The organism is Desulfovibrio sp. ZJ746 (genome assembly GCF_011039155.1).
Lineage (GTDB): Bacteria > Desulfobacterota > Desulfovibrionia > Desulfovibrionales > Desulfovibrionaceae > Desulfovibrio.
Genome location: NZ_JAAKEK010000005.1, coordinates 51,652 through 68,488, shown reverse-complemented (window position 1 = coordinate 68,488; position 16,837 = coordinate 51,652). Strand labels below are relative to the sequence as shown.

Genomic DNA, 16,837 nt, shown 5'->3' with positions numbered 1-16,837 from the left:
AATGGGGAAGCGGCGCCGCGCGTTCCACACCGGGAGACAATAAGCATGATTGGGCCGGCGTCCAGTGGCAAACGCAAAATTTTTTTCGGAAAGTGCGGGATAGTTCAAGAGGCGCGCCGCGTACCGTAACGGCGCCGGTCTGTCGCTGGCCGCTGCCGTTCACGGGCCGTGGATACGGGGGAAAAGCCGGCGCCATCTTGACGTAAGTTTCAGAAAGTGCTAGTGATTTTTTGCACATTTCGTGCTGGGGGTGCGGGCTCGCGTCCGCAAGTATCTAATCGGGAGGACAGTCATGGAATGTAACAGAAGGCATCTGCTTTGCGGCCTCGGGGGCCTTGCCGTGGGCGGTCTCGCCGCCGGGCTGGCGGCCCCGGGCCTCGCCGCCGAGGCGCCCGCGGCGCCCGAAAACAAGCGCTTCGCGCAGGTGAACGGCGAATTCGGCTGGACGCCGCACAAGCTCGACCCCGCGGAATGCGAGGTGGCGGCCTACGAAGGCTACTGGTACAAGGGCTATGCCTGCGGCTACGGCACCTTCTACAGCATCATCGGCGTCATGGGCGAGAAATACGGCGCGCCGTACAACCAGTTCCCCTTCACCATGCTCGAGGCCAACAAGGGCGGCATCTCCAACTGGGGCACCATCTGCGGCGCGCTCTACGGCGCGGCCGCGGCCTTCGCGCTCTTCTGGGGCCGCAAGGAGCGCAACCCCATGGTCAACGAGCTCTTCCGCTGGTACGAGACCACGGCGCTGCCCATCTACAACCCGGGCGACAAGGCCCAGGGCGTGGCCGGGCCCATCCCGAGCAATGTTTCGGATTCCGTGCTCTGCCACCTCTCGGTCTCCAAGTGGTGTTTTGAGAACAAGATCGAGGCCACGAGCAAGAAGCGCAGCGAGCGCTGCGGCCGCCTCACGGCCGATGTGTCGCGCAAGGCCGTGGAGATCCTCAACGCCAAGATCGAGCAGGGCAAGGACTTCAAGAGCACCATCCCCATGCAGAAGTCCGTCGCTTACTGCGGCGAATGCCACATGACCAAGGGCAACGAGGCCAACTGGGGCAAGGGCATCATGGACTGCACCCCCTGCCACAGCGGCGGCCCGGCTGTCTCCAACAAGTTCAAGGACCATCCGTAGGGACTTCGCCCGCAGCGCGGGCCGTTTCAGCATCAGGAAACGCCGGGCCGGCCCCGGCGTTTTCCGTCTCTCCCGGGGCGCCCACGCGCCTTGAAAAACCGGGCCTTTCCGTGTAGCGTTCCCCGCGCCGCCTGGCCTTCACGCCGCGGCAAAGCCTGAGGAGCCTATGAGCAACGAACCGGACAAGATCATCTATTCCATGATCCGCGTGTCCAAGAAGCACGGCCAGAAGGAAGTGCTGAAGGACATCAACCTCTCCTATTTCTACGGCGCCAAGATCGGCGTGCTCGGCTTGAACGGCGCGGGCAAGTCCAGCCTGCTCAAGATTCTGGCCGGCGTGGACGAGGCCTTTGACGGCAAGACCGTGCTCGCGCCCGGCTACACTATCGGCTACCTTGAGCAGGAGCCCCTAGCCGGCGAGACGCGCACCGTGCGCGAGGTGGTGGAGGAGGGCGTGGCCCCGCTCGTCGCCATCGCCAAGGAATTTGAGGAGATCAACGCCAAGTTCGCCGAGCCCATGGAGCCGGAAGAGATGGACGCGCTCCTCGCCCGCCAGGCCGAGGTGCAGGAAAAGATGGACGCGAACGGCGTGTGGGATCTGGAATCGCGCCTTGAGATGGCCATGGACGCCCTGCGCTGCCCGCCCGGCGACATGCCGGTGAACAAGATCTCCGGCGGCGAGCGGCGCCGCGTGGCGCTCTGCCGCCTTTTGCTCCAGAACCCGGACATCCTTTTGCTCGACGAGCCCACCAACCACCTTGACGCCGAATCCGTGGCCTGGCTCGAGCGCTATCTTTCCACCTTCCCGGGCACGGTCATTGCCGTCACCCATGACCGCTACTTCCTCGACAATGTGGCCGGCTGGATACTCGAGCTCGACCGCGGCCGGGGCATCCCGTGGAAGGGCAACTATTCCTCCTGGCTCGAGCAGAAGCAGAAGCGCCTCGCCGGGGAGGAAAAGGCCGAGGCCGAGCGCCAGAAGACCCTCGCGCGCGAGCTGGAGTGGATCCGCATGTCGCCCAAGGGGCGCCACGCCAAGGGCAAGGCGCGCCTCAACGCCTATGAGGCCATGCTCTCGCACGAGAGCGAGAAGCGCGCGCCAGACCTGCAGATCTATATCCCGCCAGGCCCGCGCCTCGGCAAGAGCGTCATCGAGCTCGACAAGGTGACCAAGGCCATGGGCGACCGCCTGCTCATGGAGGATGTGACCGCCGTCATCCCGCCCGGGGCCATCGTGGGCATCATCGGCCCCAACGGCGCTGGCAAGACCACGCTCTTCAAGATGCTCACCGGGCAGGAAAAGCCGGACAGCGGCCGCCTCACCGTAGGCGGCAGCGTGGTCTTCGCCCATGTGGACCAGGGCCGCGAATCGCTGGACCCGGACAAGACGGTGTATGAGCTCATCAGCGACGGGCACGAAACCATCCGCCTGGGCGGCCGCGAGGTGAACGCCCGCGCCTACTGCACGCGCTTCAACTTCCATGGCGCGGACCAGCAGAAAAAGGCCGGCGTGCTCTCCGGCGGCGAGCGCAACCGCCTGCACCTCGCGCGGATGCTCAAGTCCGGCGCCAATGTGCTCCTTCTGGACGAGCCCACCAACGACATCGATGTCAACACCATGCGCGCCTTGGAAGACGCGCTCGACAACTTCGCGGGCTGCGTGCTCGTCATCAGCCACGACCGCTGGTTCCTCGACCGCGTGGCCACGCACATCATGGCCTTTGAGGACGACGCCCATGTGGCCTTTTTCGAGGGCAATTTCCGGGAATATGAGGAGGACAGGAAGAAGCGCCTCGGCAAGGAGGCCGAGACGCCGCACCGCCTCAAGTTCCGCAGGCTCACCCGCTGAACCGGGGCCGCTTCGGGCGCCCCTGCTGGAGTTTGCCATGGCAAAGATACATTGGATCCCCCGCGCTGGTGCCCTTGCGCTGTTCGGGGCGCTGCTCTGCCTCTCCCTCGCGTGGCCGGTGGCCGCCGCGGCGCCTGCGCGCCCGCATGCGGCCGGTTTTACGCTGGCGAGCCCGGCCACGGCCCTGCTCTCGCCCGTGGGCGGGCGCCTTGCCGTGGAGGAGCGGCTTGCGCCCGAGGCTTCCGGGCCTGAGGCGGGCAAGACCCTTGTTTTCGCGCTCCCGCCGGATGCTGACAACCTTCAGCTCTCCGTGCCCGGGCAGACCATCGTGCGCTGGAGCACCGAGCCTGTTGAGCTCACGGAATCCGCCGCGCTCGCCCGCGCGCGGGAAGAGCTCGTCACCGAGCGCATGCGCCTCGACGCGCGCCTTGCGGCCGTCAATGCCGCCATCGCCCTCTGGCAGTCGCCGGAAAACGCCGGCGCGCAGGACGTGGCCCAGCGCGGGCGGTTCATCGCCGAGAGTGTGCCGGAACTTGCGCTGGAAAAGGAAATGCTGGAAGCGCGCGTCAAGCTCCTCAGGCAGCGCATCGAGCGCCTGCCCGCCGGCGCGAGGCTTGGCGAGCTCGTGCGCGTGACCCTGCAAAAGCCCGTGCCGGCCGGGGAAAAGGTCCTTGTGCGCTATTCCTACATCTGGCGCCACTGCGGGTGGAGCGCTGTCTATGATTTCAACGCCCGGCCGGAGGAAGGCAAGGGCGGCGTCATCGACGTGCGCCTCATGGCCGATGTCTGGCAGTATTCGGGCATTGACTGGCAGGGGACGAAGGTCACGCTGGCCACGCGCGGCACAGGCCCGCGCGAGCCCGCGCCCCTGCCGGAATGGGTGGTGGATTCGCAGCCGAGGCCCCAGCCGAGGCCCGTGCCCCTGGCCCTCAATGCGGCGCGCAGCGCCAAGGTGGCGGCCGAGGGCGCCGCGGACGCGGCCCCGGCCAATGCCGGTGTCGCCGCCGACACCACATCGGTCTATGCGAGCTGGACGCTCGCGGAGGCGGGCCTCCCCGAGGGGCGTTCGCGCCTCCTGATCACGGCGGACGCCTGGGAGGCGCCGCTCCAATGGCTCGCCAGGCCCAGCCGGGGCGACAGCCGCGTGTGGCTGCTCGCGAAGTATGACCTTGCGGGCGACACGGCGTGGCCCGAGGGCATGGCCGAATACAGCGTGGACGGCCAGGGCGTGGGCTCCGGCATGTTCCGCCCGCGCGGGGGCGAGGCGACGCTCTATTTCGGGGCGGACCCGCGCGTCAGCGTGCGCACCTTCGACGACGCCCGCAAGAAGGGCGAGAGCGGCATCATCAGCACCAGCAAGACCTGGACCTGGGCGTGGACCTATACCGTGAGCAACGGACACGCGCGGCCCGTCATGGTGAAGCTGGAGCGCCCGGCCCCGGTCGTCGTGGACCAGGGCGTCACCGTGACCCTGAAGGACGAGCCGCCGGCGCAAAAGAACGAGCAGGAGCACATGCTGTTCTGGAACGTGGAGGTGCCGGGCCACGGCAAGGCCAGCGTGAAGCACAGCGTCACCATTTCCTCGCCGGAGAAGTTGCAGCTCTTCCCGGATGTGCCATAACGGGCGCCCCTGCGGCAAGTCGCCTGAAGCCCGTGTTTGCCCCTGTTGCCCCGGTTCCGCCACGCGCGGGGCCGGGGCAGGCGTTTTGCGGGCCATGACCCGTTGACTCCGGCCCCGTGCCGGGTAACAATGGCGCCCACTCTCAAAGCAGCCCGCATGGGGCAAAGGAGCCTTGGCATGGGCCCTGTCACTGCGTTTTCGCTCGCCGTCATCCGCTGCCTCGCAAGGGCCCGGGCGCGTTGCCGCGTCCTTGCGGCGCTCACTCTCCTCGCGCCGGCGCTTGCCATGGGCGCGGCGCCGGCTTTGGCCGCGGGCAACCTGAACATCATCAGCGCCACGACCATTGACGCCAATGCGGACTATAACGACATCACCGGCTCCGGGGCCAATCTCACCGTCTCGGGCGCCCGCGTCACCGCCAATGACATCCGTTGCCCGACGGTACACATGCTGGCCCGCAACGCGGTCATCACCTCCGCGCAGAATTTTCGCATGGGCCCCATGTATGTGGAAAACAGCACGCTCAGCGCGGGCAACATCTTCCAAACGTCTGCCACGGGCAGGATGGTGACGGACAACAGCCACATTGACGCGAACATCATCTCCCTCGGCTGGGATTATCTCCTCAACCAGGCCGCCCCGCCCACGGACGGCCCGCACCAGCATAACAACAGCGTGCTCACCGCCAGGAGCAACATCATGCTCTATGGCGGCCTCGAGGTGGTGAGCGGGGATACGGTGGTCACCAGCGATTCCGGCAATATCTCCGCACGCATGGTGGACGGCCTCACGCAACGCGAGGGCGCCACGCTGACCCTGCAGGCCCCCCGCGGCAAGATAACGGCCCAGAACATCGTGGCCACCAACCTGGCGGCCCAGAGCCTCTATGCCAACAATGTCACCATGCAGGGCGGCAGCTTCACCCTGACCGGGCCGCTTGATCCAGCGGCCAACAACAACATCGTCACCGACGCCTTCACGCTCCGAAACAGCAAATCTTCCATTGCCGGCCTGAGCGTGGGCGGCCCGGCCGTCGTTTCCGGCGGCGAACTCACGGCCGGGGAGCTTGTGGCGCAGCGGGGCCTTGCGGTCAACGACCACGCGCGCGCCGGCATCGAATCCCTGACGCTCCAAAACGGGACGCTGCTCGCCGTCAACAGCCGCGTGGCCGTGGAGCGGTTCAAGGAGTCCACGGGGGCGAGCGCGGTTGTGGGCCATAATGCGGCCCTGGGCCTCGGCACCGCCGATGCCGACTGGATTGTGCGCCAGTTCGACGCGGCCGACGGCAGCTCCCTCGGGCCGGTCACCGCGGCCCTCGCCGTGGCGAAGCCGCAGGCGCTTTCCGCGCTTCCCGGCATCGTGGTGGACGGCGCCGTCATGGGGCGCCCCTCAGGCGTGACGCCGGGCCGCGCCATTTTTGCGCCCCGTTCCCTCCTCGTGGTCAACGCGGCCTCGGCGGCCGCCAATGGCGCCGGCGCCCTTTCGGGCGGCAGTTTCGATGTCCGCTCCGGGGCGAAGCTCTATATCCCCGACGCCGTCAACGGGGCGACCTACAAGGTCCTCAACGGCGCGGGCGCCTATGCGGACGCGAGCGCCTGGAACGGCGCCAACCTCGCCTCGGGGACACCCCTGCTGGAGCTGGTGCGCCTGCCCCAATTCGGCATGATCGGTACGCGGCAGGTGCCGGCCGCAAGCGTGTTCCCCGGGCTGGATCCCTCCCTTTCCGGGGCGGCCGACGGGGCCTTCGGCTCGGGCAGCATGGGTCCCACCTATGTGGATTCGGATATTGCGGGCATCCGTTTCCTCTCCCGCGCCACCAGCCGCGACTATATCGGCAATGACGCACGGCTGGCGGCCATCACCATCGAGAGCGCCGCGCGCATGGCCGTGCTCGGCGCCGTGCCGCAGATGACCATGGCCGCCAACCAGGCGGCCAGCAACGCCATGGGGCAGCGCACGGGCACCGAGCCCGAGGGCGGCATGGAATTCATGGGCGAGGACGGCGCGCCCGTGGAGGATCCGCTTCACCGGCACGGCTGGGCCTTGTGGATCATGCCGCTTTTCCAGAGTACCAACGGCTTCGGCATGACCGCCGGCAACTGGGACATGGATTTCAGCGGTACACTTGGCGGCATCGCGCTCGGCTGCGACTATACTTTCGAGAGCGCGCTGCGCCTGGGCCTGAGCCTCAATCTTGGAGGGGGCTATGCCCGCGGCTCGGGCGAGCTCGCGCCCACGGACAACAACATGGGCTTCTGGGGTCTGGGCGCCTATGCCGGCTGGCAAAAGGGCAATTTCGGCCTTGCGGCGGACGTGGCCTATACTTCGGCCTACAACAGCCTCACGCAGGACCTGCCCGCGGGCATGCAGATGCGCCCACTCAAGAGCGACGTGTCCTCTTGGGCACTCGGCGCGGGCCTGCGCGCCGAATACCGCATCCCTACGCCCTGGTTGGACGTGACGCCGCACGCCGGTGTCCGCTACCTCTACCTGAATACGGAGAGTTATGACGTGAAGAGCAATGGCACGGTTCTGGAAGGCGAGGCCATGCACCAGAACATCTGGACCTTCCCCGTGGGCGTGGCCTTCTCGCGCGAGCTTCCGCTGCCAAGCGGCTGGCGCTGCCGCCCCATGCTGGATCTCTCGGTCATTCCCGCGGCCGGAGACATGGACGCGAAGACGAACATCCGCTTTACGGGCACGCGCACCGATGTGGAGCTGGAAACGCAGATCATGGACCACATCACCTGGCGCGGCGCCCTAGGCGTGGAATTTTCGGGCGGCGACATGGCCTTCGGCTTGGGCTACAGTTTTCAGGGCGGCCTGAAAACCTCGGCCCAGGGGGTGACGGCGAGCTTCAGCTACCAGTTTTAGCGAAAGGCCTGGGTCGCCGGCGTGCCAGGGATGCGCCCCGTGAAAGCACGGGGCGCATCTTGCGTTCAGGCGGCGGCGATACGGCCGTTTTCCACCTTGAAGAGCGGGGCGTCCGGCGCGGCCGCGCGCAGCACGTCCACCATGTGCGGCTGGCAGGTGAAGTAGAGGATCTGGTGGCCGTCGCGGCCGGCCGCGAGGTCGGCGAAAGCGCGGGCCGTGCGCTGGGCGCGTTCGGGATCGAAGTTGACGAGCACTTCGTCCATGATGACGGGCAGCGGCGCGGCGTGCAGGGCGTGGCTTTTGATATAGGCGAGCCTGAGCGCGAGATAGGCCTGCTCCTGCGCGCCCCGGCTCAGGAACTGCGGCTCCACGGGTTCGCCCGCGGGGGGCAGGATGAGCAGGCTCGCGTCCTCCAGCGAGGCGCTGATGCCGCGCCAGCGGCCGTCCGTGATGGTCGAGAAGATGGCCGACGCCTCGCGGATGACCTCGGGCTGGCGCTCCTTTTCAAAGCTCAGCTTGGCCTGCCGCAACAGGGCCGCGGCAAGCGCGCGGCGGCTCCAGGCGAGGGCCATGCGCTCCATGCGCTCGAGGAGCGAGGCCTCCTCCTGGCGCATGCGGGCCAGCTCCTCGTCGCGCGAGAGCGCGCCCACGCGCGCGCTGAGCCCCGCCACTCGGCCGGCCAGGTCCTGCTCGGCGTCGCCCATGGCGTCAAGTTCCGCCTGGACGGCGGCGAGGCGCTTCTCCTGCGTTTCCTGGTCGCCTTCATGGAAGGATGCAAGGAATTCCTCGAGCGGCCGTGTATCGGCGGCGAGCCTGAGGGCGTCCTCCAGGTCCTGCCGGCGCCGGGTGAGCTCGCGGTATTCCACAAGCAGCGCGGCCAATCGCAGAAAGTCCTCCGCATCGCCCGCGCCGGCCCGGGCCAGCAGGTTACGCTCCCGCTCCCGCGCCATGTCGAGGGCCGCCATTTCGGCCCGGAGTTCGTCCTCCTCTTCGGAGAGCAGCCCTGCGAGCCGCTGGCGTTCGGCCTCGGCGCCGGCCGCGCTTTCCGCATCGGCGAAGAGGGCGTCGAGGGTGGCGAGCCAGTCGCAGGCGGCGTCCGCATCGCGCTCCGGGAGGCGAGCGAGGTTTTCGGCGAGGGCGGTGAGGGGCTCCTCGAGCGCGGCGAGCTCCGCGCGGGTCTGGGCGAGTTCCCCGCGCGCCCGCTCAAGCTGCGCTTCGGCGTCGAGGCAGTCTTCCATGAGCTTGAAGGCTTCGCGCACGGTCTCGGGGTCCAAGTCCTGCTCCAGCCCGAGCCCGGCCAGGCACTGTCCCCAGGCGCTCCGCGCCTCGGAAAGCCTGGCCTCGTCGGCGCGCAGCCTGTCCGAGGCCTCGCGCTGGCGCGCTTGGGCGCGCTCCAGCTCGTTCTCGTGGTTCTGGAGCGTCGATGCGGCGCGGATGCGCTGCTCGCGCGCGGCATCGGCCTCGCGGCAGGCGTCCATGACCTCGCGCACGGCCTCCTCGAGGGAAAGTCCGCCCTCCGCCATGCGGGCGGCCACGGGCGGCACGGCGGACGCACGGGCCTCAAGGGCGTTCACCTCGTCCAGCAGGGCGTTGAGCTCCCCCTGCGCGGCGGCAACGCCCCCGAAGGCGAGGCGCGCGGATTCCGCCCGGGCGAAAAAGGTGGCGGCGCTTTCCGGCGAGGGCACGCTCGTCACATGGAGCGACTGCATGAGGCCGTGCCATTGGCGCCGCGCCTGCTGCACCTCGCTTTCCTTCTCATGGGCGCGGCTTTCCAGCGTGGCGAGCAGGGAGCGGGCCTCGGCGTATTCGCGCTTGAGCGCCTCCATGTCGCGCCGGGCGCGCTCCTCATGGAAGCACTGTTCGCGCTCCCGCTCGAGGAGCATTTCCGTGGCTTCCAGTGTGACAAGGTCCATGCTGTCCACGCCTGCGGCCGCGCAGAGCTGGCGGGTCTGGTCGCCCAGTTCCGCCACATGCAGCGCGCAGGTTTCGCGCCGGCTTTGCAGTTGCGCCATCTCCCGCTGGAAGCGCCGGGCCTCGGGCCCGCTGCGCGGGAGCCCCCCCGCGAGGAAGCCCACGCCGCTCGCGAGTACGAGATAACCGGACCACAGGGTGACGGGCAGGCTGATCTCGGGCGTGAGCGCGTATTCCGTGATGCCGAGCAGCCAGTGCGCGAGGAGGATGCCCCCGCCGCTGAGGATGAGCAGGGCGCCCACCACGATGAGCGGCACGCTCATCACCGGCGCCGGCGCCTGCTCCGACGAGATGCGGTTGTCGAGCTCCTGCAGGCGGTCGCGCTCGGTGGACATGTTGGCCGAAAGGGCGCGCAGGGCGCGCAGGGCGCTCGCGCGGGCGTCCAGCGCCTCGCGGGTCTGGCCGCCGGCATTGCGCTGCGCCTCGCGCAGGCTGTCCATGCGTTTTTTCACGGTTTCGGCCCGCTCCTCGGCCTGGCGCACCGCGGTGGTGATGTCCGCCGCCTCCTGGAGGCGCGCCTGCATGCTGCGGGCCACGCCAAGGGCGTCCTCCTGCCGGGCCAGCAGGCCGTCCAGAAGGGCGCTGGCGTCCTCAACGGCGGCTGCCGGGCCTGCGGCCGGAAGCGGCATGCCCGTCACGCGCAACTGGTCGAAGGCGCGGCCAAAGGCCGTGCGGGCCTGTTCGACGGCGCGCTCGCGGGCCGGGATGAGGCGGCGCTTTTCCTCAAGGCGCGCCATGGCCTGGCGCAGTTCGTCCCGGGCCTCGTCCGAAAGCTCGGCCACGGGCGCGGGCAGCACCGCAAGCGCGTCCCGCGCGGCGTTCACAGCGCGCTCGGCGGCCTCCACGTCGCGGTTGGCGCGCGTGAGGCCGTCGATGGCGGCCTGGTGCGCGGTGACCGCGGCGGTCATTTCGCGCGCCTGCCTTTCCAGCCCCTCGCGGGCAAAGAGGGAGCGGTCGGTTTCGCGGATGCGCTGGGGGCTCCAGCCCGGGCCCAGCTGGGCGAGGCCGTGCGCGAGGGCGGCTTCTGCGCGCCGCACGCTTTCCTCAAGGACGCCGATCTGGCCGAGGGCTTGCCGGTAGCCGCTCTTGCGCTCGGAAAGCCGGCGAAGCTCGGGGAGCGCCGCCAAGAGAGCCGCATCCACACTGACGGCTTCAAGACGCTGCCGAAGCCGCGCGAGCTTTTCCTCCCGGGCGGCAACCTGGCGTTCGCAGGCCTCGCGGGCCTCCTCAAGGCGCGCCAGCCTGGCGGCGCCATCCTCCGGGAAGTCTTCGCGCACGGGTGTGAGCCGTTCGAGGCGCGCGCCGGCCATGCGCCATTCGTCCCACTGGCGCCACACGCCGAGGCGGCGTTCAAGGTGGCGGCGCTCGTCTTCGAGGTCTGCCTTGCGGGCGCGCAGGGCGGCGAGCTCCGCCTTCTTCTTGGCGAAATCCTCGGCAAGGGCGTCAAAACCGGCGCATTCGGCGGTCACATCCTCGATGCGGGCGCGCAGCGCCTCCAGCTGGCCGAGGGCCGCGTTGAGCGCGGGCTTGCTGCCACCGCGCCGGAAGATCTCCTCCTCCTGCTTTTCCAGCAGCTTCAGCGCCTCGCCCGGAGCGCGCAGCCCGGGCCCGAAGCTCGCCCCATAGAGCGCATTGCGCACGCCCTCGCCGTCAAGGCTCTCGAAATTCTCGAGCTCGCCCAGGCTGAATCCAAACACCGAGCGGTAGACCTCGCGGTCCACCCCAAAGAGCAGTTGGCGGAGCACATCCGGGGAAAGCGGGGCGCCGTCGGGGAGGTTCAGGGTCACGGTGCCCCCCGAGGGCCCGGGGCGGCGGGTGAGGTGGATGGTCTCGGCGGCGCCGTCCGCCCCCGGGCAGCGCAAAGTCAGGCTCCCACCAGCGAGGCCTCCGCTAACGGGCGCGAAACTGCGCCGCGCTTCGCTGGCGCGGGGATTGGGATAGCCCGTGAGCATGGTGCGCAGAAATTCGAGGCAGGTGGACTTGCCCGCCTCGTTGCGCCCGAGAAAGATGCTAAGGCCCGGCGCAAGGCCCTCCACCTCCACGCCGGAGAGGGCGCCGAAGCCGTCGATGTGGAAGGATTCGATATACATCAGCGTTCCTCCAGCAGGTCGAGGCAAAGGCGTTCGGCCTCGTCGAGGAGCGCGCCGAGCTGTTCCTCGTCCGGGGGCGTGAGCGCCTTCCTGAGGCGGCTGTGCGCGAAGAGCGGTTCGAGGGCCGGGCCGGCCAGCGCATGCAGGGCCTCGGGGCTTTCGCGCATCTCGCGGGCGAGGCGCGCGGTCTCGCCCAAAAGGTCCTCGCGGCGCAGCAGCTCCTCGCGCTCGGCGAGCGAGCGCGTTTCCACCCTGAGGTCCTTGAGCCAGGTGCCCGGCGTGTCCCCGGCGAGATGCTGGAGGCGCTCCGCAAGGTCGTCCGCTGTGGCCGCCTTGCGCAGCAGGGCATCCAGAGGGGTGCGCCCGGCCAGCGTCACGCGGGCGATGACCGCCTCGCAGGTGGGGGGCGCGTCCTCGCCAAGGCGCGTCAGGGCGTCGGTGAGCCGGCGTTCCACCTCGTCGAGGTGATCCACGTTTTCAAGATCGAGCGCCAGCTTCTCCCACTGCACGGGGCCGAGCGCGCGGAATTCCGCCTGGCAGCGCCAGCCGCCCGCATGGGGCGCCGCCGTGACGATCAGGCAGCCGCGCGGCCCCGTCTCGTTGATGTGCAGGCCCTGCGTGTTGCCCGGATAGGCGATGAAGGGCTGCTCCGAAAGGATGCAGCGCTCATGCACATGCCCGAGGGCCCAGGCGTCGAGGCCCGTGGCCACGAGGTCTTCGAGCGTGCAGGGCGCGTAGCGCTCCGCCGCCTGCCCCTGCACGGCGCAGTGGAGCACGCCGAGCTGGAAGCAGTCCTGCCCGGCGTCGCGCCGGAAGAGGCGGGCGAGGTTGCGGCCCTCCTTGGGGCGGCCATGACTGACGCCATGGATCAGGGCGAGCGGCGCGCCATCGCGCAGGAGGGGATGGGTCTCGGGCTCGGCACCGAAGATCACCACATTGTCGGGCCACTCCACGGACATGAGCCTGGAGGAGAGCGGGTCATGGTTGCCGTGGGCGATGAAGACAGGGATGCCCAGGCGCGAGAGGCGCAGGCAGCCGTCGCGCAGGGCGAGCTGCGCCTTCACGCTGTGGTCTTCTTGGTTGTAGATGTCGCCGGAAAGGACGAGGAAGTCCGGCTTTTCCCGCTCGCAGCAACTGATGAGCCGCTCGAGGGCGATGAAGGTGGCCTCGTGAAGCAGCCGGGCGAGGCGCCCGCCCTGCGCCGTATTCTGGGCGAGGCCGCGGAAGGGCGTGTCAAGATGCAGATCTGCCGCGTGGATGTAGCGGATTTCGTCCATGCTGCGCCTCACTGCGCGAATGAAGAGACAGAAAAAGAAATTCTAGACTTTTTCTAGGCGGCTGGCAAGGCGCGGGGAGCGGCCCCCGGACGGCAAGGCCGGGACGCTGAAGCGGGAGGTGCGAGAGGCAAGGAAGGCGCGGAGGGAAGCGGAGCGAAGGCCAGAAAGGCACCGCGCCCGAAAAATCAGCGGCCGGCCTGGGCGCGCAGGCGCAGGCACTCCTCCGCGATGCGCCGAAGCTCGGCATCGTCGGGCTTTTCGGTGAGGCCCTTCTTCACATGGCCGAGCGCGCGCACATATTCCCCGGCGTCGAGCAGGGCACGGGCGACCATGCCATAGGCAGCAAATTCGTTCTTGTAGTGCTTGAAGGCCTCGATGAAGCATTCTTCCGCCTCATGGACCTTGTGCTCGGCGAGAAAGGCCTTGCCGTCGCTGATGCAGCGATCGAGCTGGAGCTTGCGCTGGAGGGTGGCTTCGTAGTCCTCCTCTTCCTCCTGCCCCATGACCTGCTTGTAAAACTTGTTGAAGAAGGCGAGCAGTTCGCGTTCTTTGCCGGGCTGGTAGGCAACGGGCTGGGAGTATTCCTTCTTGTAGGCGGGGTCGGCGCAAATGTCGGCGATGGCCGTGCGGTAATCGCCGCGCAGGTCCGTCGGGGCGGTCTGGCCGCCGAGCTCCAGCAGGGCCGTGGTGAGCAGGAAAACGGCGCGCGGATATTCGCGCCTTTGCACACAGGTCCGGACGCGGCCCAGGTCTTCGCGGATCTTGCGGGTGTTCATGGCAGGCTCGCTTGGTGGGCTCAGGCGGGGAGTGGCATGTCGGTCACGAAGCCGGTGGACACGGCGCGCGCAACGAGGGCCCCCTCGGCATCGAGAATGCGCACGTCATAGCTCACCACATGGTGCCCGGCCCGCACGAGGCGCGCCTCGCCCACGAGCGGGCCCACCCGGCCGGGATTCAGGAACTCGATGCTCGAGGTCAGGCTGACCACGCCCGTGGTGCGCCCGGCATTGGCTGCCGCGCCGAAGGCCACGTCGGCGAGGGCGAAGATGGCCCCGCCGTGGGCCACGCCCATGCCGTTCTTGTGGTGTTCCGAAATGGGCATGATGATCCGGGCAAATTCCGGCGTGGCCACCTCCACCTGCATTTGCAGATGGCGCACGAGCTTGTCGTGCCTGGCCACATAGTTGTCCATGTTCCGCAGCGTGTCGGCGGGCTCCATGCCATGCTCCTCGAGGGTTTTGCGCCAAAACCGCAGCCCGGGGGCCACGCTCAGGGGCTGCGGCAGATGTGCCGGAAAATCGCGGTGGGATCACTCCACCTGCTGGATGCCGTCGAGCTTCCAGGTGCCGCCCACGCCTTCGCGCAGGAAGTGCCAGACCTCGCGCGCGGAGGAGGGGGCGTCCTGATCGGGGCGTTCGCGCAGGAGCACGTCGAAGAACACCTGGGCGCGCTGGTCGTCGCCCTCGGCTTCGGCGCCGAGCAACTGGGCGTTCACCAGCATGATCTCGGTCTTGCCCGGGTTCGGGTCGGCCGCCATCTGCTCCCGCAGGGCTTCCATGACGGCCGGGGTGGCAAACTGGGCGATGTCGTCGAGGTCGCGGCGGTCCCAGGCCTGCTGCATGCGCGTATATGCCACCTTGGCGCCGCGCAGGAATTCTTCGGTATCAAAGCCCGCGGGCACGTCCACCGCCGGTTCCGCCGCCGGGGGCTGGCTGCCCTGGCCGGTGAGGTTGCGCAGGGCGTCCCACCCGGAGGCCTGGGTGTTGCTGCGCGCGAAGGGCTGGTTCGGGCTGTCGTTGGTGAGATCCTGGCGGCCGGCGCCGAAAATGCCGCCCGCCGGGGCCGGCTCCTGCGACTGGCGGTTGCGGAAGCGCGCAAAGAGCTTGAGGCCCACATAGATGAGCAGGCCGATGAGGAGGATATCGATGATGCCGCCACCGCCCCCGAGCCCGTTGCCCGAAAGCAGGGAGCCGAGCAGGGTGCCGGCGAGGAGACCGCCGAAGAGGCCGCCCATGCCGCCGAACATGCCGGGGCGCTGCGCTGTGGCCTGCGCGTTGCGGGCGTTGGCCGCCGGGGCCTGCTGGCGCATGGCCGGCCGCTGCGCGGGTGTGCTCATGTAGGGCCGGCTGCCGAACGAGCGGCCGCCGCCCATGCGGGCGGCCTCGGCGGAATCGGGCAGGGCGAGCGCGAAAGCGGCAAGGAGGATGACAAGGGCTGCGAAAAGGGCGCTGATCTTCATGGCAACTCCGGTTGCGGCTGGAGCCCGGCAGGGGCTGTTCTGCGTCACTTCAGGTATTTATAGGGATTTTGGAGAAAAAGGCAAGATATGGCCGGGAAGCGGCCCCCGAGTCTCCGCGTCCGCCCCCGAGTCTCCGCGCCGGCCCCTCAGCCGCGGCGCGGCAGGTTTTTCTGCCGGCCGCGCGCGATGCCCATCTCCCCGGCGGGCACATCCCTGGTGATGACCGAGCCCGCGCCCACGAGCGCGCCGTCGCCCACCTCCACGGGCGCCACGAGCGCCGTATTGCTGCCGATGAAGGCATGCGCGCCGATGACCGTGCGGTGCTTGTGCACGCCGTCATAATTGCAGGTGATGGTGCCCGCGCCGATATTGGCGGCCGCGCCGATTTCCGCGTCGCCGAGGTAGCTTAGGTGGTTGGCCTTGGCGCCGTGGCCGAGGCGGGCGTTTTTGAGCTCCACGAAGTTGCCCACATGGGAGCCGGGCTCGAGCACCGCGCCGGGCCGGAGGCGCGCGAAAGGTCCCACCACCGTGTTTTCGCCCGCTTCGGCGCGCTCGAGATGCGAGAAGGAGCGGATGCGCGCACCAGAGCGGACCACGCTGTCCCCAAGGATGCAGTGGGACTCGATGCGCGCGCCGGGCTCCACGCGCGAATGGCCATAAATCTCGCAGGGGCCCGTGAGCTCGGCGCCGGGCGCGACCTCGGCGAAAGGTCCCACGCGCACGAGCTCCGGCGCGTGCAGGGTGACGCCGCTTTCAAGCAGCTTCGCCACGATGCGGGCGCGCAACAGGTCTTCCATGCGGGCGAGCTCGGCCGGGGAATTGACGCCGAGCAGGCTTTCGTCCGCGCCGCAGTTGACGCCGCGCACGGAAAGGCCCTCCTCGATGCCCAGGGCCACGAGGTCGGTGATATAGTATTCCCCGCTCTTGTTCTTGTTGTTGATGCGCGGCAGGAGCCGCGCCACCGCCTCCACATCCAGAAGATACAGGCCGGCGTTGACCTCGCCCGTGTCCTCGCCGTGGAGGGCCGGGTCAAAATCCTTGGCTTCCACGATGGCGGCCACGTCGCCCCCGCTGCGCACCACGCGGCCATACGCCCCGGCGTCGTCCAGCGAGAGCGAGGCGAAGGCGATGGCCGCGCCCCCGGCCGCGGCGAGGAAGCGGGCCACGATGTCAGGGGTGAGCAGCGGCACATCGCCGTTCACCACGAGCACATGCGTCGCGCCGTGCTCCTGAAGGGTGGGGAGGGCCGTGGCGAGCGCGTGACCGGTGCCGAGCTGCTGCGCCTGCGTGATTGTCGCCAGGCCGGGAAAGGCGGTTTCCACCTCCGCCGCGCCATGGCCCACCACGGCCCAAATGCCGCCGGCGTCGTCCGGCTCCCCAAAAAGCGGGCGCAGGGCGGCGAGCACATAGGCGAGCATGGGTTCGGCCAGAAGCTCCTGGAGCACCTTGGGGCGCGGCGAGCGCATGCGGGTGCCTTTGCCGGCGGCGAGGATGAGGGCGGCGGGCTTTGCCATGGGGCCTCCTTTGCTGTTTTATCGCCGCATCCATAGCCCCAAGGGCGGCAAACGGCAAGCGCAGCAGGGCGGCCGCGCCATCCGTCGGGCATCCCCCGGGAGCGGCGCCACAAGGCGGCGGGGGGAGAAGAAAAATGAAAAATTTTTGCGCATACCCCTTTTCAAGCGCGAAGCATGACTTATCTCTTGCCCGTGCGGAGCTCACTCGTGGCTCCGTAGCGGCCCGCAACGCGCAATCAGCGGCGCGTCCGTGGCAACGGCCGCCGTTTC

10 protein-coding genes are annotated in these 16,837 nt (G+C 68.8%); 4 read left to right on the top strand and 6 right to left on the bottom strand.

The features are described from left to right. Window positions 1-292: 292 nt before the first annotated feature. From G7Y54_RS08795 to G7Y54_RS08780, 4 genes are all read left to right on the top strand, one after another. Window positions 293-1,132: a C-GCAxxG-C-C family (seleno)protein gene (locus G7Y54_RS08795; RefSeq protein ID WP_165078942.1), complete on the top strand. Its 840-nt coding sequence runs from the start codon at window positions 293-295 to the stop codon at window positions 1,130-1,132. Between the two features lie 166 nt (window positions 1,133-1,298). Further along, a complete protein-coding gene (ettA, locus tag G7Y54_RS08790) occupies window positions 1,299-2,981 on the top strand; it encodes an energy-dependent translational throttle protein EttA (RefSeq protein WP_165078941.1) in 1,683 nt (560 codons plus the stop codon). Window positions 2,982-3,018: 37 nt separating this feature from the next. Next, entirely contained in the window at window positions 3,019-4,602 is a 1,584-nt protein-coding gene (locus tag G7Y54_RS08785; protein ID WP_165078940.1) for a DUF4139 domain-containing protein, read from the top strand. 177 nt (window positions 4,603-4,779) lie between these two features. Then, entirely contained in the window at window positions 4,780-7,476 is a 2,697-nt protein-coding gene (locus G7Y54_RS08780; RefSeq protein ID WP_165078939.1) for an autotransporter outer membrane beta-barrel domain-containing protein, read from the top strand. Between the two features lie 65 nt (window positions 7,477-7,541). On the opposite strand, the gene G7Y54_RS08775 is transcribed toward G7Y54_RS08780, so the two are convergent. The 6 genes from G7Y54_RS08775 to glmU form a co-directional block, all read right to left on the bottom strand. Further along, complete coding sequence (locus tag G7Y54_RS08775; RefSeq protein WP_165078938.1) at window positions 7,542-11,537, bottom strand: AAA family ATPase; 3,996 nt, start codon at window positions 11,535-11,537, stop codon at window positions 7,542-7,544. After that, window positions 11,537-12,814: a DNA repair exonuclease gene (locus tag G7Y54_RS08770; RefSeq protein WP_165078937.1), complete on the bottom strand. Its 1,278-nt coding sequence runs from the start codon at window positions 12,812-12,814 to the stop codon at window positions 11,537-11,539. The genes G7Y54_RS08775 and G7Y54_RS08770 overlap by 1 nt, the downstream gene beginning before the upstream one ends. A gap of 185 nt (window positions 12,815-12,999) precedes the next feature. Next, window positions 13,000-13,590: a hypothetical protein gene (locus G7Y54_RS08765; RefSeq protein ID WP_165078936.1), complete on the bottom strand. Its 591-nt coding sequence runs from the start codon at window positions 13,588-13,590 to the stop codon at window positions 13,000-13,002. A 20-nt stretch (window positions 13,591-13,610) separates the two neighbouring features. Next, window positions 13,611-14,033 carry a PaaI family thioesterase gene (locus G7Y54_RS08760; RefSeq protein ID WP_241159432.1) on the bottom strand — a complete coding sequence of 141 codons (423 nt, stop codon included), beginning with the start codon at window positions 14,031-14,033 and terminating at the stop codon, window positions 13,611-13,613. Between the two features lie 90 nt (window positions 14,034-14,123). Further along, entirely contained in the window at window positions 14,124-15,053 is a 930-nt protein-coding gene (locus tag G7Y54_RS08755; RefSeq protein ID WP_165078935.1) for a Tim44-like domain-containing protein, read from the bottom strand. A 146-nt stretch (window positions 15,054-15,199) separates the two neighbouring features. Continuing rightward, the gene (gene glmU / locus G7Y54_RS08750) at window positions 15,200-16,567 is read right to left on the bottom strand and encodes a bifunctional UDP-N-acetylglucosamine diphosphorylase/glucosamine-1-phosphate N-acetyltransferase GlmU (RefSeq protein ID WP_165078934.1); all 1,368 of its coding nucleotides are present in this window, start codon (window positions 16,565-16,567) and stop codon (window positions 15,200-15,202) included. Window positions 16,568-16,837 lie beyond the last annotated feature (270 nt).